Origin of the sequence: Alkalihalobacterium sp. APHAB7, from assembly GCF_048323755.1 — a bacterium.
Classification (GTDB): domain Bacteria; phylum Bacillota; class Bacilli; order Bacillales; family Bacillaceae_F; genus Alkalihalobacterium.
On record NZ_JBLWFS010000013.1, the window covers coordinates 1 to 20479 of the forward strand.

Annotated in this window: 22 protein-coding genes; 5 read left to right on the top strand and 17 right to left on the bottom strand. The window is 36.6% G+C overall.

Annotated features, from left to right (window positions below):
• Positions 1–290: 290 nt before the first annotated feature.
• From ACNSTQ_RS13575 to ACNSTQ_RS13615, 9 genes are all read right to left on the bottom strand, one after another.
• Positions 291–650: a rhodanese-like domain-containing protein gene (locus ACNSTQ_RS13575; RefSeq protein WP_418200357.1), complete on the bottom strand. Its 360-nt coding sequence runs from the start codon at positions 648–650 to the stop codon at positions 291–293.
• A gap of 15 nt (positions 651–665) precedes the next feature.
• A complete protein-coding gene (locus ACNSTQ_RS13580; RefSeq protein ID WP_418200358.1) occupies positions 666–1031 on the bottom strand; it encodes a sulfurtransferase in 366 nt (121 codons plus the stop codon).
• Positions 1032–1517: 486 nt separating this feature from the next.
• Complete coding sequence (locus ACNSTQ_RS13585) at positions 1518–1850, bottom strand: rhodanese-like domain-containing protein (RefSeq protein WP_418200359.1); 333 nt, start codon at positions 1848–1850, stop codon at positions 1518–1520.
• Positions 1851–2066: 216 nt separating this feature from the next.
• The gene (locus ACNSTQ_RS13590) at positions 2067–2543 is read right to left on the bottom strand and encodes a DsrE/DsrF/DrsH-like family protein (RefSeq protein ID WP_216828574.1); all 477 of its coding nucleotides are present in this window, start codon (positions 2541–2543) and stop codon (positions 2067–2069) included.
• Between the two features lie 206 nt (positions 2544–2749).
• Positions 2750–3310 carry a carbonic anhydrase gene (locus tag ACNSTQ_RS13595; RefSeq protein ID WP_418200360.1) on the bottom strand — a complete coding sequence of 187 codons (561 nt, stop codon included), beginning with the start codon at positions 3308–3310 and terminating at the stop codon, positions 2750–2752.
• A gap of 5 nt (positions 3311–3315) precedes the next feature.
• The gene (locus ACNSTQ_RS13600) at positions 3316–4980 is read right to left on the bottom strand and encodes a SulP family inorganic anion transporter (RefSeq protein ID WP_418200361.1); all 1665 of its coding nucleotides are present in this window, start codon (positions 4978–4980) and stop codon (positions 3316–3318) included.
• A gap of 154 nt (positions 4981–5134) precedes the next feature.
• Positions 5135–5362 (bottom strand): sulfurtransferase TusA family protein, encoded by a 228-nt coding sequence (locus ACNSTQ_RS13605; RefSeq protein WP_418200362.1) that lies wholly within the window; start codon positions 5360–5362, stop codon positions 5135–5137.
• 57 nt (positions 5363–5419) lie between these two features.
• Positions 5420–5986 carry a sulfurtransferase TusA family protein gene (locus tag ACNSTQ_RS13610; protein WP_418200363.1) on the bottom strand — a complete coding sequence of 189 codons (567 nt, stop codon included), beginning with the start codon at positions 5984–5986 and terminating at the stop codon, positions 5420–5422.
• Between the two features lie 378 nt (positions 5987–6364).
• Positions 6365–7504 (bottom strand): MBL fold metallo-hydrolase, encoded by a 1140-nt coding sequence (locus ACNSTQ_RS13615; protein ID WP_418200364.1) that lies wholly within the window; start codon positions 7502–7504, stop codon positions 6365–6367.
• A gap of 425 nt (positions 7505–7929) precedes the next feature.
• On the opposite strand from ACNSTQ_RS13615, the gene ACNSTQ_RS13620 reads away from it, so the two are divergent.
• Positions 7930–8886, top strand: a complete 957-nt coding sequence (locus ACNSTQ_RS13620) for a calcium/sodium antiporter (RefSeq protein WP_418200365.1) — start codon at positions 7930–7932, stop codon at positions 8884–8886.
• Positions 8887–8964: 78 nt separating this feature from the next.
• On the opposite strand, the gene ACNSTQ_RS13625 is transcribed toward ACNSTQ_RS13620, so the two are convergent.
• Positions 8965–9534 (bottom strand): nitroreductase, encoded by a 570-nt coding sequence (locus tag ACNSTQ_RS13625; RefSeq protein ID WP_418200366.1) that lies wholly within the window; start codon positions 9532–9534, stop codon positions 8965–8967.
• 742 nt (positions 9535–10276) lie between these two features.
• Between ACNSTQ_RS13625 and ACNSTQ_RS13630 the strand changes: the two genes are divergently transcribed.
• On the top strand, positions 10277–10642 hold the full coding sequence (locus tag ACNSTQ_RS13630; protein ID WP_418200367.1) for a hypothetical protein: 366 nt from the start codon (positions 10277–10279) through the stop codon (positions 10640–10642).
• A gap of 142 nt (positions 10643–10784) precedes the next feature.
• Complete coding sequence (locus tag ACNSTQ_RS13635; RefSeq protein ID WP_418200368.1) at positions 10785–11237, top strand: DUF456 domain-containing protein; 453 nt, start codon at positions 10785–10787, stop codon at positions 11235–11237.
• Positions 11238–11288: 51 nt separating this feature from the next.
• On the opposite strand, the gene ACNSTQ_RS13640 is transcribed toward ACNSTQ_RS13635, so the two are convergent.
• The gene (locus tag ACNSTQ_RS13640) at positions 11289–12149 is read right to left on the bottom strand and encodes an SDR family oxidoreductase (RefSeq protein ID WP_418200369.1); all 861 of its coding nucleotides are present in this window, start codon (positions 12147–12149) and stop codon (positions 11289–11291) included.
• Positions 12150–12402: 253 nt separating this feature from the next.
• Between ACNSTQ_RS13640 and ACNSTQ_RS13645 the strand changes: the two genes are divergently transcribed.
• The gene (locus tag ACNSTQ_RS13645) at positions 12403–13581 is read left to right on the top strand and encodes a GTP-binding protein (protein WP_418200370.1); all 1179 of its coding nucleotides are present in this window, start codon (positions 12403–12405) and stop codon (positions 13579–13581) included.
• 292 nt (positions 13582–13873) lie between these two features.
• Entirely contained in the window at positions 13874–15028 is a 1155-nt protein-coding gene (locus ACNSTQ_RS13650) for a glycosyltransferase (RefSeq protein WP_418200371.1), read from the top strand.
• 222 nt (positions 15029–15250) lie between these two features.
• Here ACNSTQ_RS13650 and ACNSTQ_RS13655 read toward each other — a convergent pair whose 3' ends face one another.
• From ACNSTQ_RS13655 to ACNSTQ_RS13680, 6 genes are all read right to left on the bottom strand, one after another.
• Positions 15251–15391 carry a BH0509 family protein gene (locus ACNSTQ_RS13655; RefSeq protein ID WP_418200372.1) on the bottom strand — a complete coding sequence of 47 codons (141 nt, stop codon included), beginning with the start codon at positions 15389–15391 and terminating at the stop codon, positions 15251–15253.
• Between the two features lie 244 nt (positions 15392–15635).
• On the bottom strand, positions 15636–16697 hold the full coding sequence (locus tag ACNSTQ_RS13660; RefSeq protein WP_418200373.1) for an NlpC/P60 family protein: 1062 nt from the start codon (positions 16695–16697) through the stop codon (positions 15636–15638).
• A 197-nt stretch (positions 16698–16894) separates the two neighbouring features.
• Positions 16895–17956, bottom strand: coding sequence for a two-component system sensor histidine kinase NtrB (locus ACNSTQ_RS13665; RefSeq protein ID WP_418200374.1), 1062 nt, complete (start codon positions 17954–17956; stop codon positions 16895–16897).
• 292 nt (positions 17957–18248) lie between these two features.
• On the bottom strand, positions 18249–19016 hold the full coding sequence (locus ACNSTQ_RS13670; protein WP_418200375.1) for an exodeoxyribonuclease III: 768 nt from the start codon (positions 19014–19016) through the stop codon (positions 18249–18251).
• Between the two features lie 330 nt (positions 19017–19346).
• Positions 19347–19643 carry a hypothetical protein gene (locus ACNSTQ_RS13675; RefSeq protein WP_418200376.1) on the bottom strand — a complete coding sequence of 99 codons (297 nt, stop codon included), beginning with the start codon at positions 19641–19643 and terminating at the stop codon, positions 19347–19349.
• Positions 19644–19816: 173 nt separating this feature from the next.
• Complete coding sequence (locus tag ACNSTQ_RS13680; RefSeq protein ID WP_418200377.1) at positions 19817–20473, bottom strand: potassium channel family protein; 657 nt, start codon at positions 20471–20473, stop codon at positions 19817–19819.
• Positions 20474–20479: the final 6 nt, after the last annotated feature.

The following is a 20479-nucleotide window of genomic DNA, read 5'->3' on the forward strand; positions in this document are numbered from 1 at the left end:
GCGAAGCGAAAATTTTTGGAGAAAGAGGGGGTACCCCCTCTTTCTCCAAAAAATAATAAACCCTACCAAAAAACTAGTTAGGTGAAAACATTGATTCTCAAATTTACACAGGATTGTGGACTTGACTGCGTAACGGACTGAGAGGCCCTTATTATATAATATTGATGCTTAATTTTAATAAAATTGAACAAATAAGGGCTTCTGAGTCCGCTAAAGTCTAAATAAATAAGATTTTAATAGAATAGGGGCATCTCAGTCCGCTAAAGAAAAGCAGGGTCCTTCCGCTTTTCTTATGACCAGGAAGACATGCCGCCTTTAACGTTTGTAAGCTTTGTAAACCCAAGTCGTTTCAACCGTTTACTCGCTTTATTACTTCTCATCCCGCTTTGGCAAAGTAAGATCACTTCTTTTTCACGATCTAATTCATGATGCCTTTTCTTTATTTTAGATAAAGGGATGTTTTGAAATCCTTCAATGTGATTTAATTCATATTCTAATGCTGATCGTACATCAATTAATTGAACGTCTTTTTTCTTAACTAGCATTTTGACTTCGGTGTTACTAATTTGTTTTACACCTTTAGCTGGCAGAAAATTTCGAACGGTTAAAATAATTAAAACTACAACGATAACCCATTTTAGTATATCCAATGAGATCTTCTCCTTTTAACAGAGTTCTGCAAATTTTTTCTCTTTGTTGTCAGGATTGCTAATATAATATCCTGTCACCTGAACCCCTTTTTGTTTTAAAAATCGGATACATAGATTTTTCGCTACAACATCATTTGATATAATAATGACCTCACTACCTATGAATGGTTGATAATATCTTTTAATATAAGCAAATGGTATATTCGTAGCTCCTGTAACCGGATGGTGACTAGCGATATGGTAGTCACGAATATCTATGATTTTGGTTTCTTTCTTAAGGTGCTGAAGATTCGTGCACTTTACTCCTCGTACTGGAAAAAAGCGTCTGTAAAACCATACAAGAATAAAGAGCAATACGAATGACATCGTAATTGTAACCATTTCATGGTCCTCCTGTGTAACAAAGCTGCGTCTACTATTTTACTATATTATAAGAGGATGTTCAAAAAGTCCGGGAAAAATCTCTTTCGAATTTCTTCGTCAGCTTGCTCTTCCGCTCTTCACGTATTAAACCCATACGCTCCAGTACTCAGAGACTGCGCTTCCTCGAACTTCTCGGATCTTTTTGTCCTCCTTTATGAACATATATTATAAGATAAAAATTCATTTGTTAAGTAAAATATCTATTGGTAAAAATGCGCAGCTTGGTTTTGTTTATTATTGTGAGGGAGATACTTATTTTTGATTTCGCTTATTTATTGTTCATGTTTCTGATTTTATTGTCCGTTTTCTTAATTTATTGTGCGAAATCCACTTTTTTTAACCAAAATGTGAACTCTAGGAATTTGTCATTAAATCCAAGTGAATAAAAAATACCCATTACCGTTATATTGATAGCGGGAAAATGGGTATTGTTGAGAGCGCAGATTACTTTGTTACAAGTGGGCCATCCCAAGAAAGGATACCGCCACTTACGTTTGTTACTTTTGTATAACCTTGATCAAAGAGAAAGTTTGCCGCTTGCATGCTGCGGTTACCACTTCTACAGAAAATAACAATCTCTTGGCCTTGCGGAAGTTGCGCGTATTCATTAGCAAGACGGCTAAGTGGGATATTTGTCATTCCTTCTACATGAGCTTCTTCATATTCATCAATCTCACGGACATCGATAAACACCGCATTATCGTCTGTTTTCATTTTTGTTTTGAGTTCAGTTGTCGTGATTTCCCCAATTTGATCATTTGTTGTTCCAAAAAACATAAATATCACTCCTACTCCAATTACCAATGTAAGAACGGCTAACATGGTTTTCTGTTTCATACAGTACAAAACCTCTCTATCGTTGATTTATTATTTGAGTATTAGGAAAAACTCTTTAGATACTCTTAGGATAACATGATTAACGAGTAGAATGGCCCTAACTTCTTCCAAAAAGTACATTTTCATTCATCGATTGAACGTTGAAGAAATAGATTACTAGATAAATAAGTTGACGTTTCCTTCTTCTGCTTCTGCAAGATATGTTGCTACACCAGCATATTCAATACCGTCGATTAATTCTTCCTTTTGGATCCCCATTACATCCATTGACATCGTACAAGCAACCATTTTGATATCTAGCTCTTTCGCCATTTCGATTAACTCATTTAAAGAAACGACATTGTGTTTTTTCATCATATGCTTCATTAACTTCGATCCTGCGCCGCCGAAATTCATTTTGGATAATCCTAGTTTTTCAGGACCTCTTGGCATCATTTTACCGAACATTTTTTCTAAAAAGTTCTTTTTAACGGGGATATGTTCATCTTTACGTAGTACATTCAAACCCCAGAATGTGAAAAACATCGTTACTGGTTTCCCCATTGCTGCAGCACCAGTTGCGATAATAAAACTAGCTAATGCTTTATCTAAATCACCATCAAATACAATCATTGTCGCTTTCTTTTGTTCCATTTAGATCTCCTCCTAATATACTCTTATAGGTATTTTCTATATCGTTATTTTATACCCTTATAGGTATTTTGTCAACCAAAAAATATATTGGTTATCTTCCAATTCTCTTTCAAATTCTAGCTTTATTTTCTTACGTCCTTGTTCTGATCCTTGATTCAAGTTACGATCGTGACATTAGGTTAAGTTTTTACATATACTTAGCGTTTTTAAGTTCTCTCAGGATACTTAATAAACTCAATTTCCCCATTTTCAATATGGTAAAGAACAGGAATGATTGGTACGTGTTGACCTAACTCTTTATAGATTGGGTGCGCAATCAGTCGTTCCACTTGCTTCAGGAGGTGTGTCTCTGATAGTTGCGTAGTGCACATTTGCGTACTATCTTCATGGATAAATGACTCCTGGATTCCCTTCAGCCATGGTTTTAAAGCTTCTTCGTTATTTCCGTTTACCGCAGCATCTATCCCTCCACAATGAGTGTGGCCGATGATCATGATTCCTTTTACTCTTAAGTGCTTTAGAGCATAATATAAGCTTGCAGAAAAGCTTTCATCATGTTCATTTACTTGATTACCAATATTACGGTGAATAAATAATTTTCCAAGCGGCATTTGTGTAATAACAGAAGGACTCACCCGTGAATCACTACACGCTAAAACAAGTAATTCCGGTTCTTGCCCCTGAACCATATTATCGAAGAAATGAGGGTCTACTTTTCTCATCTCTTCATAAAACAGTTTATTGTTTCGTTTTAATTCCCTTTCCATTTCACTCACTCCTTGATTGTGGCCAGTGCTTCATCAATTGAATGAGACTCGATTTTCCCCTTGTATTTTTCATACCAGCCCGCTCGCTTTAAGACATCTCGGACAGGTCCTTTAATATCACACAACATGATATTCTTTCCGAGACTTTCATAAGTGATGAACAGTTCGTTTAAGTGTTCAATTGCGACAGCATCCATATCATTAACCCCTGAAAAATCAAGGATAACGGAATGAAGTGATGGTTGCTCTAAAAACTTTCTTTGAATCATGTCTTCAATTTTTGTAATGTTTGCAAAATACAACGGCGAGTCGATTCTTAATATGGAAACATTCTCTTTTTCGACAGCTTCTGGATATCTTTTGATATTACGATAGACATTCGCCTCTTCTACATAGCCTAATTCAGCAACATGAGGGTTTGCACTCCTCCATATAAAAACGATAAGAGAAAAAATAATACCAAGGAAAATACCCGTTTCAATTCCTAACGTTAATGTGGCGCCAAATGTAATTAACAATGTAGCACCATCTATTCGTTTGATCTTAAATAAATGCTTCGCTTCTTTAACATCAATTAACCCATAAACAGCTACCATAATGATCGCAGCGAGAACAGCATTCGGCATGTAGTAAAACCAAGATGTAAAGAATAATAGCGTTAAAATGATTAAAGTTGCTGTAATAATAGCTGCAAGACCTGTTCTGGCACCAGCACCGTAATTAACGGCTGAACGTGAAAAACCGCCAGTTACTGGATACCCTGAAAAAGTTGAGGCCGATACGTTAGCAAGTCCTAGACCAATTAGTTCACGATTTGCATGTACTTTATATTTCTCTTTTGTAGCAATCACTTTTGCCATCGCGAAACTTTCAACAAAACCGATGATTGCGATTGTGATTGCGATTGGCATTAAGGCGCTAACAGCCTCCATACTCCACGCCGGTAACGAAACCATCGGTAAACCGTCTGGTACTTCACCAATAATACTTACTCCTTTTTCATGAAGGTCAAATATATAAACAAGAAGTATACTATAAACAACGACCACAAGTGGCGCTGGAATTTTCGGTATCCACTTCTTCATAACGATTAAAATAATAATACTAGTAATTCCAATGAAAAAAGTATAAAAGTTAATGCTAGTGATTTGTAGGACCGCCCGATATAATAGTTCAAATACATTTTCAGTTGAGGGAAGGTTAATCCCCAGTAGATGTTTTAATTGGCTGAGACCAATAACGATAGCTGCTGCAGAAGTAAATCCACTAATAACTGCATGAGAGATAAATTCGGTTACAAATCCGAGTTTCAATAACCCGAGAACTAATTGTATGACCCCAACCATTAAGGCAAGTAATAACACAAGTGAAATATACTCACTTGAACCTGGATCAGCCAGTCCTTGGACACCCGTTAATACAAGAAGTGACACCATCGCAACAGGTCCCACTGCAAGCTGTCTTGAGGAACCAAAAAAGGCATAAACAATTAATGGTATCGTTGATGCATACAGCCCGATTACAGGTGGCAAACCAGCTAGCATCGCATAAGCCATACCTTGTGGAATTAACATAATGGCAACAATTAATCCCGCTGATAAATCACCGCGTAAATCATGTTTTTTATACGTTAACATCCACTCAAGCCCTGGAAATAACTTCTTGAGCATTGGTTTTCCCTCCTTTCTATTAAAGGAGAAGGTGACTCTCTAGCGATCTCACCTTCTCTTTTCTACTAAAAATAGATGCACCTCGTTTAATAGCATCTATTTTTAGTAATAGGTGGCCTAACCTTAGTTTGAATCACCTTCAATTTAAACCTTATTAAGCTTTTTTAATCCAGAACTTAAAAACATCACCATCTTCGTCTTGATGGACGAGTTCATTTCCAGAAGCTTTACACCAAGCTGCGATATCAGCTTTGGAGCCTTTATCTGTTGCATGAACTTCTAGTACTTTACCTACCTCTAATTCGTCGATTGCTTTTTTTGTACGTACAATTGGCATCGGGCACGCTAATCCTGTTGCGTTTAATACTTTATTACTATTCATGTTCATTCTCTCCTTTAAAATTAAGAATATCTAGAATACATTGCATTTAGATCACTTTTAGTTGCTTTCAACTTTTCCAGTCCATTCAGACATTCCAGGTTTTACGTTCAAAACCATTTCAAAACCATTGTCTGTTAACAGCTTCGCAGCCATTGCACTTCTGCTTCCTGTACGGCATACAACGTATACAGTATCATGTTGATTTAGTTCACCCAGACGTTCTTCTAGCTCGCCAAGTGGAATAGATTTGGAGGTAGGAATGCGAGCAAAAGCATACTCAGCAGGCTCACGAACGTCTAAAATCGTTACTCCCGCTTCACCAATTTTGCTTTCTAATTCTGTATTTGATGTGACATGAAGAAAGTCAACTTCCTCCTTTGTCTCAGAAGGATCCGCTTTACGTAAATAATGCAGTAGTACATCCCCTTCTTCGTTTGTACCTAAATATTGGTTGCCTGTTGAGTTAGCCCATGCTTTTAAGTCGGCTAATGAACCTTTATCTGTAGCTTGAATTTCAAGCACTTCACCTGATTTTAATTGATCCATTGCTTTTTTTGTACGTACAATTGGCATTGGACATGCTAACCCTTTTGCATCTAACACTTGATCTACTTTAATTGCCATGTTGTTACCTCCTCTTATTAATACCCTTACCCCTATAGATATAATACAATTAAAATATTTTGCGGTCAATACTTTTTACCTGTAGGGGTATTTAAATGTTTAAAATATTCTAGTTTCACTGCTAAAAGAAACTTTATTACATAGCCTTCCCCTAAATAAATATTAAGGGAAAGACTATATTCTATTTCATGATAAAAGCTACCAATTGAAACAAAATGAAGATGGCTCCTACCAGGAACCAGAGATAGACAGCAGGTCATATCGGTGGTTTCGTGTATTGCTTTTTATCCTCTGCTGTCTTCTTTGATTGAATGCCTCACAGGTGAGTTGTGCAGTGATCTTTTTTTTCTTTCATGAAGTGATGCCTCCCTTACTTAATTAGTGAGTGTGGTGCACAGCACAACGATTTGGTCCAATCTCTAATTCTTGTTTACGCTCTGCATCAGCTTGCTCCACACCACGGTTGATTGCAATAATATCTTCAAAGTTCGGTGGTTTTACAGAAGATGCAGATTGTTCTACGTGATCTAGGAATGAATCTTTTGTCATCGTGAACATTTTTTCATTACGTTCACGAATATTTCCTAGTAGATCACCAATATACCCTTTGTCATTCACTTCTTCTACATAATCGGCATAGTGACCCGGAAGAACAATAACATCGTCAGCAATCGCTGAAACTTTATCATAAATCGTGTGGTATAGGTCATCTGCCCACTCACGAACTTTATTACCTAAGTCAGGTCGACCTAAACCACTAACGAAAATGGTGTCCCCTGAGAATAGTAATTTATCATTAACGAAGAATGATACACTACCAGGGGTATGCCCTGGTGTTTTTACAGCTAATACTTCTAATTTAATATTGTTGAATTCTATACGATCATGATTTTCTAATGCTTCAAATTCAAAAATTGCTCCTTCACTTTTCATAAGGAAATATTTCGCCCCTAATTTTTCCGCCAATTCATGGCCCCCAGAAATATGATCAGCATGTAAGTGAGAGTCAACAATATGAGTAATCGTGGCGCCCTCTTTTTTCGCTGCTTCAACATATACATCTGTAAAACGGCTCGGGTCTACAATTAGTGCTTCATCATCCGATGTGACCATATAGGAAAGACAACCTTTTCCGATACGAATAAATTGGTCTACTTTAATTTTTTCATCTTCATAAATACGAACTTGGTGAAGATGTTCGCTCCACGCTTTCATTCCATCAACTAATGAGTAAACTTTATTAAAACCCGCGTCAACTAACATTTCTCCTACAAATGCAGATGAACCACCTTTTGCACATAAAACAACAATATCTTTTTCTGTTGGTAGTTGTTCTACTATTGGATCAACCCCATCAATGAGTTCAAAATAAGGAACATTAAGATGTGAAAAAGTTTTTCCTTCTATCTTCCAATCTTGGAAATCTGATTCGTTACGAACATCAAGAATAAATAACTCCTCGTTATCTACGATACGATCCATAATTTCTTTTGCAGTAATATCTTTTACATTACTCATCGTTTCATCTCCCCTTTAACTAATTTATACCCTATTAGGTATCGTTGTTGGTTATATCTTATACCTTACGGGGTATATATGTCAATAGAATTCATTTATTTTTTTCTAACCAACCCCTTTAATGTTAATGTTTGTTGCGCTTATGGAATTAAACACACATCTATTCGTAATGCATTTGAAGACCATTTCCCTTACACTTCTATCCTTTGAGGTCCTTCATCAGGTTCATGAAGGACACTTCCCTTGTAATTCATCCCTCCTTTGTCCTTCATCACCTCTATGAAGGACAACCTTTAATTGAAATACCTGCTTTAGTGGATACATTTTTCCTAAATGGAGAACTTAATTTTTAGGATAAACTTTCACTTGTGACAAACCATTGTTATTAAAATTCAATTAGAAACATAAAAGGATTGGTATGAACCATGGTCTATTTACTATTACTCCTAGGGTTTGTTCTATTAATTAAAGGTGCTGACTATTTTGTTGATGGATCTGCAGCCATCGCGACTCTTCTGCGAGTTTCACCCTTATTAGTTGGTCTCACGATTGTCGCGTTCGGTTCAGGTGCCCCGGAAGCTACTGTCAGTATAATTGCCGCTTTAGAAGGTAGTACAGATGTAACAGTAGCCAATGTCGTCGGCAGTAATATTATTAATACAGCCCTAGTAGTCGGCGTAACTGCGGTTATATTCCCTTTAAAAGTGGAAAGTGCCACTATAAAAAAAGAAATTCCTTTGGCATTCTTGGCCAGTATTGCTTTACTTGTTTTAATTAGCGATCAATTTCTGCAAGATGCAACAGAAAATATGATTACAAGAAGTGACGGTATCATCTTTTTATTGTTCTTTTCCATTTTTTTATATTATGTTATTGAAGCTGCCAGAAATAGTCGTGAGTCATTAACTGAAGAAAATGAGGATACTCAAAAGCCAATGTGGGGGAAAAACATTCTCCTAGCGATTGCAGGTTTAGCGGCCATTATTTTAGGGGGATATTTAGTTGTTGAAAGCAGTACCGAAATTGCAATTCGGTTTGGAATGAGTGAAACATTAGTCGGTCTAACAATTGTAGCGATCGGATCTTCACTGCCGGAACTCGCAATATCCATTTCTGCAGCATTAAAAAAACAAAGTCAAATGGCTTTAGGTAATATTGTTGGGAGTTCCATTTTTAATATTTTATTTGTGCTCGGAGTCGCTTCGATTATCACACCGCTCCCTGTCGACCCAAAAATCTTCTTTGATGTCAATGTCATGATCATTCTTACGGTCGTTTTATTCATCTATTCTCGTACAGAGTATACAATTGGAAAATTAGAAGGCCTGATTTTGTCACTCGTTTATATTATTTATTTAGTATTAATAATCATTAGAAATTAAATTGGAGTTAGTAAACTCTGGATAAAAAGTAAAAAAGGCTGTCTCATTTTGAGCAGCCTTTTCAATTTGAGGGTACAGTTAAGACATCCATGTTGTAAAGTTTGTGAAGCTTGTTTTTTTCACTTGTGGTGTTTTCATATCGGGATAACCAAGATAAATAAACCCTAATATTTCTCCCCGTTCAGACATTCCGAAAAATTCGTTCACTTGTTTCTCGTAGCAAATCGCTCCAGTACGCCATATCGCTCCTAGGCCAAGAGCATGCGCGGCAAGTAACATATTTTGTATCGCTGCATGAACTGCGGCATACTCCTCTTGTATTAGTACATTCTTTTTAGAGCTCGGTTCAACCCCAACTGTTAGGATAACAGGCGCTCGAAGTGGGTTTTTCTTGACTCGTTCAATTTTCTTGATCATCTCTGGTGTGGTAGGATCTTCGGAATTCGCTGTTGTAATCTTTTCAAATACTTTCCCTAACTCCGCACGACTAGCTCCTGTTAGAACGAAGAAGCGCCACGGCTCTGTATGAAAATGGTTAGGTGCATACGTTCCAGCTTCTAATATTTGTTCAATTAGTTCATTTGGAACAGGAGCCTCCTTAACAATACCTATACTTCTTCTCGTTTTAATCGCATCAAACAACTCCATGCAATCAACTCCTTCTATTGAGTTATGAGCCCAGAAATACTTCTTCATCTATATGAAAAGTTCCCAAGAAGTGTTAAATCTGATTAAAAAACAAATCGATCATTCGTCATTTCCAGGGGAAGCGCAAGATCTGACATAGATCGTGAATGTTTATGTTTATTTTTATAGTTAGATACTCTTTTCGTTTTCTTTGTTTTTAAATTTTGTATACATTTCATCTAGTTTTGTAAAAATCCATTGTAAAGCCAAACCGTGAAGCAATACCCCTAAAGTCTGAAAAAATTGATCGAAGGGTACAATCGCAATCACAAGGAAAGGATTTACTTTTATAAATCTCCACTTTTGTTCAGCCTTTATAAATCGTATTAAGTAATCTACTAAAAATATACCCCAAACGATCCAAATGGACAAAATAGTAAACACATACTATTAAGCTAAGTATGTAAATTTCGATAGATGGCACCTTTTAATAAAAAATACGGTACAGTACATCCATACTTTCTTAAGATAGTTTCTATGAAGTTTATAATGCTAGGGGTTATAACCAACATAACTATAACATTTCTTAACTTATCTAGCTTTGTAAGATAATTAGAGAAATAGCTGGAAAGAAAATCAAATTGTGACAATATTGTTAAAAGTATTGCAAAATAGTTAGAAAATTTGTAAAATTTAAATTAGTTATTAAAACTTTTTATTATTCAGTTTTGATTTCAAAATTTATGACAAAGGAGGTACAGAGATGGCTGGTATGAACACTGGAAAATTGGCTCATGATCATGCGTTACAAGTTTTAGAATTGCTAACACATGAGTATTGGACGAGTGAATTGATGGAAAAAGTTAAAAATGAGCTGAGAGTTTCTTATGAAAAGCTTAGCGAGCACTTATGTGCTGGGAAATGTGCTTGCGGAGATCAAAAGTCAGATGTCGACTTTTATCAAACGCTATATGAAGATATGCAAGAAGCATTATCTTCACAATCCATGTCGGTTGTTCCTGTACTTCAAGACCAATTACTGGAGTACTATCAAACTAAGGATCAATCGCATCGGTGTATTCAATCGTTATTGAATACTAAACATAAATGGGTGGATGAGATCGACTAACGAAAGAGAAAACCAGAAATGGCATAGGCTATTTCTGGTTTTCTTTCGTTCGTTTCGGTTTAGTGTTTGTATTTGGAAATGGGATTCGCTAAAATCTCGTTGAGGTGATCTTTTGGATATTTTGCTCTGGATAATCATTAGTGTGCTATTTGTATTTGGTTTTATTGGACTCATTTACCCGATCATTCCATCTGTCGTGTTGATTTGGCTAGGTGTTGTTCTCTATTATTTCTTCGGTTCAGCTGCAGCTGTTTCCTGGTGGACTTGGGCAACGCTTGGCGTCTTAACGGTCGTGTTGTTTTTAACTGATTATTTAGCGAATCTCTATTTCGTTCAACGCTCTGGGGGATCAAAATGGGGAATTCGTGCAGCAACAGTTGGTGTAATTATCGGCTGCTTTGTTGTCCCGCCTTTCGGGATCTTACTCGTCCCGTTTATCCTTGTCCTTCTCACTGAATTAATTCAGCGAAAAGCGTTAAGTGATGCTATAAAAGTAGCATTGGGAACACTCATCGCCTTTTTGAGTGGTACATTTGCGAAAGCTCTTTTTCAGTTGGTTATGATCGTTGTGTTCTTGATCGATGTGATTTTTTAGCACAAGATACACCATGCGTTAAAGTAAGCTACTTCCCGAATAACTCTAACTTCAACCTTTTCGATGGTTACCACCCAACTTCATCTTCTTTTGGACCATTGCTTCAAACCATGCCCAAGGTAGAATGTTTTTTATAAAAATTGTCGCTCGGATCCCTTTTCCAACTGGATAGCGAAATTTTGTGTTTTTCGAGCGACAGATATTAGCGATCACTTCGACTACTTCATTCGGGTCATCTGCTCGTTCCCCGGATTTCTTTGCCACCGAGTAAACTTTTTTCATAAACGCGTCGTAGTCGCCGTCGATATTTGGGTCAATTTTACTCAAGGCTTTTTCCCAAATTTCAGTTTTATACGAACCAGGTTCGACGATGCTTACTTGAATGTTAAAAGGAAGTAATTCTAATCGAAGGGACTCGCTAAACCCAGAAAGTGCAAACTTGGATGAAACATAGGGGCCTAAACCGGGAAAGCCAACGTGCCCGCTAACACTTCCAATATTAATAATCTTGCCGTTCCGCCTTTCTCTCATCATAGGAAGAAAAGCTTTTGTTACGGCAATGACACCGAAAAGGTTTGTATCAAACTGCGCCTTCCACTCTTCTAGGTCCAAGAGCTCTGTAATTCCGCCTGCACTGTATCCAGCATTATTGATCAGGATATCTAGTTTGCCGTATTGGTTTTCTATATGCTGCCTGACGTGTTCAATTTGATGAGGGTCCGTCACGTCTAATGGTAGAATTTCAATCCGATCTGTTAACTTTTTTTGTTCTGCTTCCATTATAAGTGCTGTTTGTTTGGACAGGTCACGCATAGTGGCGATGACAGTATACCCTCGTGATGCTAGTTCAAGTGTCGATAAAAAACCAAAACCACTATTGGTTCCCGTAATTAATACAATTTCGTTATTCATGATCGCTCTCCCTTACAGTTATGGTCTATATGTATTCGATATCGTTCTTATCATTATCCTTTATTTAATCGAGTTTTGTTTTTCTGCGGTACTCCTTTTACTACCAATAGCTTGTTTGATTAAAATTCTAAATCGAAATAAATACTATTTACAATCAAGATATGTTACGATAGACTATAAACCGTAATAATTACGTTTATAATGGAAGCTACTTCACTACATCGTGGTTGAGCTTATAGGAGGAATATTAGAAATGAGAGTACCAGTAACCGTTTTAAGTGGATATTTAGGAGCAGGTAAAACAACCTTACTAAATCATATATTACAAAATCGTGAAGGCTTAAAAGTAGCTGTCATCGTTAATGATATGAGTGAAGTGAACGTTGATGCAAAGTTAGTTAAAGATGGTGGCTTTGTTCGTACAGAAGAAAAACTAGTTGAAATGCAAAATGGCTGTATTTGCTGTACACTTCGTGAAGACTTAATGAAAGAAGTCGAACAACTAGTCGATGCTGGTGGTATTGACTACATTGTGATCGAGTCTTCAGGAATTAGTGAGCCTATCCCTGTTGCTCAAACGTTCACCTATTTAGATGAAGAAATGGATATTGATTTAACGTCAAAATGTCGTTTAGACACGATGGTCACCGTCGTTGATGCGAACCGTTTTTGGGAAGATTACGCATCAGGCGAAACGTTATTAGACCGTAAACAAGGTACAGATGAAACCGATACTCGTGATATTGCCGATCTATTAATTGATCAAATGGAATTTGCCAATGTGATTATTTTAAATAAAACCGAAATGTTAGAAGAAAGTGATACACAAGAATTAATGGACTTCTTACGTAAAATGAATGCCGATGCGAAGATCATACCAACTTCACATTCAAACGTTTCACTAACAGAAATATTAAATACGAATCGTTTTGATTTTGATAAATCAAGTCAATCGCCCGGTTGGATTAAAGAATTAAACGAAGAGCATACGCCTGAAACAGAAGAATATGGGGTAACTTCATTTGTTTACCGCCGCCGTAAGCCATTTCATCCAGAGCGTTTAATGAATTGGCTTGAAAATTGGCCGGTTGATGTAGTCCGAGCAAAAGGCTTCTTCTGGCTGGCGTCAAGAAATGATATGGCAGGTCTTCTCTCTCAAGCAGGTTCTGCGGTAACAATTCAAGGTGCTGGAGAGTGGGTAGCTGCTTATACAGAGGCAGAGAAACAAAAAACACTACAAGAAGAGCCCGAATTACTTGAAAAGTGGGATCCAGTATTCGGAGATCGAATTACAGAGCTTGTTCTAATTGGGATTGATATGAACCACGCTGAGGTGGAGGCTTCTCTTGATGAATGCTTGTTAACAGATGAAGAAATAAACTTGGATTGGACTACGTTTAACGATCCGATCCCTCGCTTTGTTGAAGCTTAATTTTTATAAGACCTAAAGTGAAGAGTAACTCATGACAGTTTGTCCTACACGATTTTTATAGAGACTGTTTCCATTTTGAATAAATGGACATGTCTCATAGATGTAGTGTACACATTAACTAATGAGTTGCTCTTTTTTATTTATTCCATCTTTTGTTCAACTTGTTTTAGTAACAATAGCTACAAACATAGCCGTTTATCCCAGCTCCTATTCCTTGTAAAATAACAATAACTGATTTGTGGAGTATAATGAAGGTAAGTGAATTCAATTATAATCAAATGTGGTGAGACAAATGCTGATTTTGGCTATCATTACTTGTCTATTCTGGCTCGCTGTTTTAGTCGATGCAACAGTAGGAATGAGGAAACTTGAGAAATTAGAGGACGTAAAAACGAGTGACTCGATAAAGCTAACCCCACCGTTAGTTTCTATCATTGTTGCTGCTCGTAATGAAGAAAATGATATCGAAGGAAGTTTGCATTCACAACTACAACAAACGTATAAAAATATCGAATGGATCGTTGTCAATGACCGATCCACTGACCGTACCGGAGAAATCATTAATCAAAAAAGTACTACAGACAATCGCATCCACCCTATTCATATCGAGCAACTGGACGAGGGCTGGCTTGGGAAAAACCATGCTCTATATAAGGGGTATTTAGCTTCAAAGGGAGATTATCTTCTTTTTACAGATGCAGATGTGTATTACAAACCCGATACCTTAGAAAAAGCCCTTTCTTATATGACAGAAAATCAAGTCGATCATTTGACACTCGCACCTAATATGAATGTAAAACGATTTTGGGCGAAAGCATTCGTAACCTTTTTTCTGTTTGGTTTTTCCTATTTTAAACGACCTTGGAAAGCAAATGATGATAAAAGTAAAGTAGCTATTGGGATCGGTGCTTTTAACCTGTTAAGAAGAGATGCTTATGAAGAAATAGGTACACATAAAGTAATTCGTGAACGTCCTGATGATGATTTGATGCTTGGTATTCAAATCAAAAGTTCTGGTAAAAAACAACGTTTCGTCTCTGCGTTGGAACATTTAGAAGTAGAATGGTATGCCACTTTAAAAGGAGCGTTGATTGGACTAGAGAAAAATGCGTTTGCTGGTCTTTATTATCGGTATACAATGGTTCTCGTAGCTATTACGGGGGTTTTTATCTCACAACTTCTACCTTTTCTCGCTGTATTTTTTACGGGTGGTCCTACTAGGATTGTCTATTTGTTATCGATTGCGATATTGTTTCTTTTATATCAACAAACTGCTAACGTTATGGCTAAAAATGCACTTAAGTACTTTTTGGTTTTTCCGATTTCAGCTGTACTGTTTATATACTGTATCATCCGAGCAACGGTTTTAACGACCGTACGTGGCGGGATCATTTGGAGGGGCACACATTACCCATTAGCGGAACTACGCAAACAAAATAAAAAATAACATCAAAAAGCGAGGTGTTCCTTACAATGAAGGACAACCTCGCTTATTCTTAGATAAAAAATTGTAAGTTTTAGTAATTTTAGCGTAAATACTGCTAAACACGTGCTTGTGCTTTTTTGCAGTAGCTTTCTAGTCGACTGTTTTCATTGAAGGTTACAAGAATGAGTATCTGTATAATGTTATTAACTATCACACATTACAACAGCTTATATTAGACTTCCATTACTCGCTTTCGTGACGCATATAAGTTGTTTCGTAGATATGTTCGATATCTTGATCTGTCATATGTGACAATGTCTGCTTCTCCATCCCTCTTACCATTTCAATATAACGGATCATATTCTCACGTTCTTTTCTACTCATTCTTAATTTCCCCTTTCTGTATTATAACAATGTTTTATTTATTTATTATTATATAACAGAAGAACTGAAAGTCAACACTGTTTTTTAAATTTTTTTAAGTTTTCTTACAAATAGGAAAAGAGGCTTGACCTATAAGGAAAGTCCGCCACTGCTACGAATAATTTCTGCATACTAAAGTCATGCTTTAACTTGTATTATCAGTAGGTGATGAACTCCTTTTTGAGTCAACCTCTTCGATTTCAGTTTATTCAATTACTCGTTTGGCAAATAAATAATTCTGTTGCCAATAACCAATATCCATAAAGTTTTCAGCAATATGAACACCTCTTGATGAAGAAGCGTGGATCATATCGCCGTCCCCCATATAAATACCGACATGGCCTACTCGACCATCTGTATATAAATCTTGGTTCGTAAAGAAAATTAAATCTCCTCGTTCTAGGTTTTGAACACTTGTACCAAGGCTTGCTTGTTGCCTAGATGTTCGCGGAATGTCAATCCCGTTTTGTTGAAACACTAATTGGGTAAATGAGGAGCAATCAAATAAATTGGGTGCTTCATCAAGAGTTGCTCCAAATTTATAACCAGCACCGATATATCTTTCCGCCTGTTGTATAACAAGATCTCTTACTTGGCCTTCTGTATTTGTGTATCGTTTGGGCACTGGCTGTTTTTCTTCCGCAGGTTTCATTTCTTTTGCTTGTTGACGTGGAACAAGTTTGATGACGTCACCTCGGTAAATAATGTTACCCTGAAGTCCGTTGATCCTTTTTAAAGCACTGACTGTTGTATGGTGCGCCTGCGCTATTTCCCACAAGGAATCTCCAGCTTGTACTCGATACCTCTCTGCTGGTTTTTCGATTTGGATTGACCCATTTTCTCGCTTGAAATACAAAAATGAGTTATATAACGCTCCTGCAGCACCTAGCGAAACGTAGGCGACATCGTTAAACCATCTCGGAGGATCAATGTTGATATAATCATCTCCTCGTTTTGCCATCGTTCCACCTAGTGTCATGCGAACGGATGTGGAGCCGTCTGTAGTTTCGTATGTCATCGTATCCTTTTCGAATATAATATGATTGTAGCCTAGTATTTTCGATAATTGCATAAATGGTAAATAGTATTGACCATTTAATCGAATTGGATTGATACCATCGACCATCGTACCGTTGATGGCTATACCAGCTTGAGGTACTTTTTCAAGAGCTGAAACCGGATTTAAACCAAAACCCGTAATTAGAATAATCATTACTAGAAAACCACTCACCGTGTTTCTAATCGTTAATTTCTGTCTCTTAATCATCATCATACTCCCTCATATAGTTGTTCTTTTATGCAGGAGTAGCTTCTGTTCATTTTTTGATTTTATGCATATCTCCATTTTTAGGAGTTACGACTAAGAACAGCCAAATTGGACGAAATAGGTGTTTTTAATGGGCTGTTCTATTTTCAAACCTTCACGCACAGTGTGAAGAGCCAAGCATCCGCTTAGCTTACGTCCTAAGCAAGTGGCAACTTTATTGTAAATGTCGTTCCCGCTCCCACTTTAGTAGAAACAAAAATTTCACCATTATATTGTTTAACAATTCCATAGCATACCATCAATCCAAGACCTGTTCCTTTTTCTTTCGTTGTATAAAAAGGTTCGCCAATTTTATTTAGTATTTCAGATGGGATGCCTTTTCCATCATCACTAATTGTAACGACAACGTTTTGATCACTAATTGAAGTGTCCACAATCATTTCCCCACCATCTTCCATTGCGTCTATACCGTTTTCGATTATATTAAAAAATACTTGTTTCATTTGTGCTTCATTACACAGTACAAAACAGGTACTTTCTATTGTTTTACAGGAAATTTGAATGTTTTTCGTCTGTGCATCTTGTTGAAAGATTTCAGTAGTTGAACGTAAAATTGCGCTAAGGTCATTAAGTTTGACTTGCTGAGATAGGGGCTTTCCTAATGTTAATAGTTCGTTGGAAATCATTGCAATTCGATCGAGCTCGCTCTCAAAAATTGAATAATGATCCGGGTAGTAGATCGATCCTTCCTTCCACAATTGGAGAAAACCTTTGATTGTTGTTAACGGATTATTAATTTCATGGGCAATCCCTGCTGCTAGTTCGCCGATAAAGGATAGCTTTTCGGATTGGATGTGAAGCTGTTGTTCTTCAAAAAGAGAATTATAATTTTCTATCGTATTTTCTAATGTTTTTTTAGTAGATGTAATGTCATGAAATTGAATTGCATATTCGTTTCCAGAACAATATATTTCTACATTAAACCAACTAAGTGTTAGCTCACAGAATAGCTCAAATTGTACATTTCCTCCCGTTTTTATAACTTCTTGAAATTTTCCGTATAATGGAGTGGGTGTAAGCGATTTAACTTCTTTCCAGACCACTTTGTCCGTTAAAGATTCTTTTGATGTTAAAAATAATCTTTCTGTTGCTTTATTCAAGTATTTGCATTCACCATGCTCATTTAATATGAAAAAAGGGTCCTGCAAATTGTCAATAAAGGCGTCTAATCTTCTTTCTTTGTCGTCAACCTCATTCATGAATACATTCCTTTCCAATTCCTTTTTTTCCATATTAACGGGCAGTAACTCCGACATGTAGACGTTGATATATCAATACGTCCATTGTGGAGATAACTGCCCGTAGATAAATTTAAATGTAGAACTAAACAATTATTTGCGTTGGTAGTATGTTAATGTTGTTTACTCCATCCTTTCAATTCAACAAAAAAGTACAAACACCTTCAATTTAGAACAAAAATAGGACTAAAATAGGAGAAAGCATGTTAATTCAATTAACATGTTTTCTCCCGGTTTTATACCTCTGTTTTATCTAGTTTATTTGATCCATGTTCAGCTCTAGCACAACTGGACAGTGGTCACTGCCTAAAATGTGACTATGAACGTGAGCGTCAATGATCTTTTCTTTTAATGCTTCAGAAATAATAAAATAATCAATTCTCCAGCCGATATTTCGCTCACGCACTTTGTTCATATAAGACCACCATGTGTATGTGTCGGTTTGACCTGGATAGCAGTGTCTAAATGTATCAACAAATCCGCTGGAAAGTAGTGTTGTCATTTTTTCTCGCTCTTCCTTCGTGAAACCTGAATTCCCATCGTTTGGTTTTGGGTTTTTTAGATCAATTTCTTGATGGGCGACATTTAAATCTCCACAATAGATAACTGGCTTCTTTGTATTAAGTTTTATCAAGTATTGGCGAAGTTCATCTTCCCATTTAAGTCGGTAAGAAAGTCGCGACAAGTCTCGCTTTGAATTTGGTGTATAAACATTAACTAAATAGAACGTATCAAACTCCAATGTAATGATGCGGCCTTCTTGTTCATCGTTATTTTGATCTACGCCATAAGATACAGATAGTGGTGTTTTCTTTGTAAAAACAGCTGTTCCTGAATACCCTTTCTTTTCGGCATAATTCCAATATTGCTCATAACCCTCTAATTCGAGAGTAATTTGTCCTTCTTGACATTTTGTTTCTTGAAGACAAAAAATATCAGCGTTCATTTCTTTAAAATAGTCTAAAAAACCTTTTGTTACACATGCTCTAATTCCATTTACGTTCCAAGAAATAAGTTTCATAGCCTCTCCGTCTCCTAGTTGTTTTTCTTAATCTATATTTAGATTAACTTGTAAAAAACAAGCTTCTGCTTCTTTATTTTCTGATAGAGTTCTATTATACAGGAAATTGATGATTTTGCACGGATAGAAGCTTACCTTGCTATGGGTTACTTAGCTCATCAAATTAAATGCTTATAAGGCGCGTTTAAGCTATTTTCAACCCTTTCAGTTGTTAAAGTGGCTGTAGAATCAACATCAAACCTAATGAGCACAAATCACCAAAACTAAGAACAAAAAAAGCATAATTTCCAACTCAATCGCGGAAACTATGCTTCATCTTTCAGTTCGAGTTTAATTATTATTTAAGTAAGTCGTTAGAACGTTTGTAATATGTTCAATGTCTTTTGACGCCTTAGATTGAATTACATAATGATCACCTTCTAAATGAGCAGAAACATTATGTACCCCTTGCTGACTTAAAAAATCCAACACATCATCAACACTTTCATTTTGAGTTAATAATACTTTCTGACCGACAAAATGACGGTTGACGTAAATATCATACATATCATGGGCTTTCTTTACTTGAGCTTCAGCATCAGCAACGCGAAAAAAAGGAAAGTTCAAATTCGTATTGTTGTTAAACATGGACTTCACTCCTCATTTGATGTTTCTGTTAGTATGCAGCACTAATCCAATTTGTATAACAGCCTACATCTTCCGGTAACTGGAAGCTTCGGATGCGGAACTACCTTATAAGAAATAAGTGGTGCCAATACCTTAAAGGTACCTGGCACCACTTATGTGGATATTTATTATTTTTATAAGCCTTCTTCCTCAAAGCGTTTTAAGTCATTTTTATGTCCAATGACAATGAGGATGTCATTTAAATGAATAAGATCATCTGGTAAAGGTGATACGATAACTTGTTCTTTTCGTTTGAAGGCTAAAATGGTACACCCGTATTTGGCACGGATATCAAGCTGAATAAGTGAACGGTTTGCTACCTTTTCTGTCGCTAAAAGCTCGACAATACTATATTCATCAGATAATTCAATGTAATCGATAATTTTTTCTGAAACAAGATGTTGGGCTATTCGAATTCCCATATCTTTTTCAGGGTGTACGATTCGATCTGCGCCGATTTTTTCCAACACCTTATGGTGATAATCGTTTTGTGCTTTCACCCAGACATTTCGAACACCCATTTCTTTCAATAACAAGGTACATAGAATACTAGATTGAATATTTTCACCAATAGCCACAATCACATAGTCAAAATTACGTATCCCCAAACTTTGAAGCGTACTTTCTTCTGTCGCATTTGCGATAACCGTATGGGTTGAAAAGTTCGTAAACTCATTAACTTTGTCCTCGTTAGAATCAATGGCTAATACATCGTGCCCCATCTTGTAAAGCTCTTTACAAACAGATCCCCCAAAACGTCCCAAACCAACAACTGCAAATTGTTTCCTCATGTAACT

Coding starts and splice junctions, on each gene's coding strand:
- ACNSTQ_RS13580 (WP_418200358.1), bottom strand. CDS start 1,031: ATGGTTACAATTACGATGTCATTCGTATTGCTCTTTATTCTTGTATGG.
- ACNSTQ_RS13585 (WP_418200359.1), bottom strand. CDS start 1,850: ATGTTTTTTGGAACAACAAATGATCAAATTGGGGAAATCACGACAACT.
- ACNSTQ_RS13590 (WP_216828574.1), bottom strand. CDS start 2,543: ATGGAACAAAAGAAAGCGACAATGATTGTATTTGATGGTGATTTAGAT.
- ACNSTQ_RS13595 (WP_418200360.1), bottom strand. CDS start 3,310: ATGGAAAGGGAATTAAAACGAAACAATAAACTGTTTTATGAAGAGATG.
- ACNSTQ_RS13600 (WP_418200361.1), bottom strand. CDS start 4,980: ATGCTCAAGAAGTTATTTCCAGGGCTTGAGTGGATGTTAACGTATAAA.
- ACNSTQ_RS13605 (WP_418200362.1), bottom strand. CDS start 5,362: ATGAATAGTAATAAAGTATTAAACGCAACAGGATTAGCGTGCCCGATG.
- ACNSTQ_RS13610 (WP_418200363.1), bottom strand. CDS start 5,986: ATGGCAATTAAAGTAGATCAAGTGTTAGATGCAAAAGGGTTAGCATGT.
- ACNSTQ_RS13615 (WP_418200364.1), bottom strand. CDS start 7,504: ATGAGTAATGTAAAAGATATTACTGCAAAAGAAATTATGGATCGTATC.
- ACNSTQ_RS13620 (WP_418200365.1), top strand. CDS start 7,930: ATGGTCTATTTACTATTACTCCTAGGGTTTGTTCTATTAATTAAAGGT.
- ACNSTQ_RS13625 (WP_418200366.1), bottom strand. CDS start 9,534: ATGGAGTTGTTTGATGCGATTAAAACGAGAAGAAGTATAGGTATTGTT.
- ACNSTQ_RS13630 (WP_418200367.1), top strand. CDS start 10,277: ATGGCTGGTATGAACACTGGAAAATTGGCTCATGATCATGCGTTACAA.
- ACNSTQ_RS13640 (WP_418200369.1), bottom strand. CDS start 12,149: ATGAATAACGAAATTGTATTAATTACGGGAACCAATAGTGGTTTTGGT.
- ACNSTQ_RS13645 (WP_418200370.1), top strand. CDS start 12,403: ATGAGAGTACCAGTAACCGTTTTAAGTGGATATTTAGGAGCAGGTAAA.
- ACNSTQ_RS13650 (WP_418200371.1), top strand. CDS start 13,874: ATGCTGATTTTGGCTATCATTACTTGTCTATTCTGGCTCGCTGTTTTA.
- ACNSTQ_RS13655 (WP_418200372.1), bottom strand. CDS start 15,391: ATGAGTAGAAAAGAACGTGAGAATATGATCCGTTATATTGAAATGGTA.
- ACNSTQ_RS13660 (WP_418200373.1), bottom strand. CDS start 16,697: ATGATTAAGAGACAGAAATTAACGATTAGAAACACGGTGAGTGGTTTT.
- ACNSTQ_RS13665 (WP_418200374.1), bottom strand. CDS start 17,956: ATGAATGAGGTTGACGACAAAGAAAGAAGATTAGACGCCTTTATTGAC.
- ACNSTQ_RS13670 (WP_418200375.1), bottom strand. CDS start 19,016: ATGAAACTTATTTCTTGGAACGTAAATGGAATTAGAGCATGTGTAACA.
- ACNSTQ_RS13675 (WP_418200376.1), bottom strand. CDS start 19,643: ATGTTTAACAACAATACGAATTTGAACTTTCCTTTTTTTCGCGTTGCT.
- ACNSTQ_RS13680 (WP_418200377.1), bottom strand. CDS start 20,473: ATGAGGAAACAATTTGCAGTTGTTGGTTTGGGACGTTTTGGGGGATCT.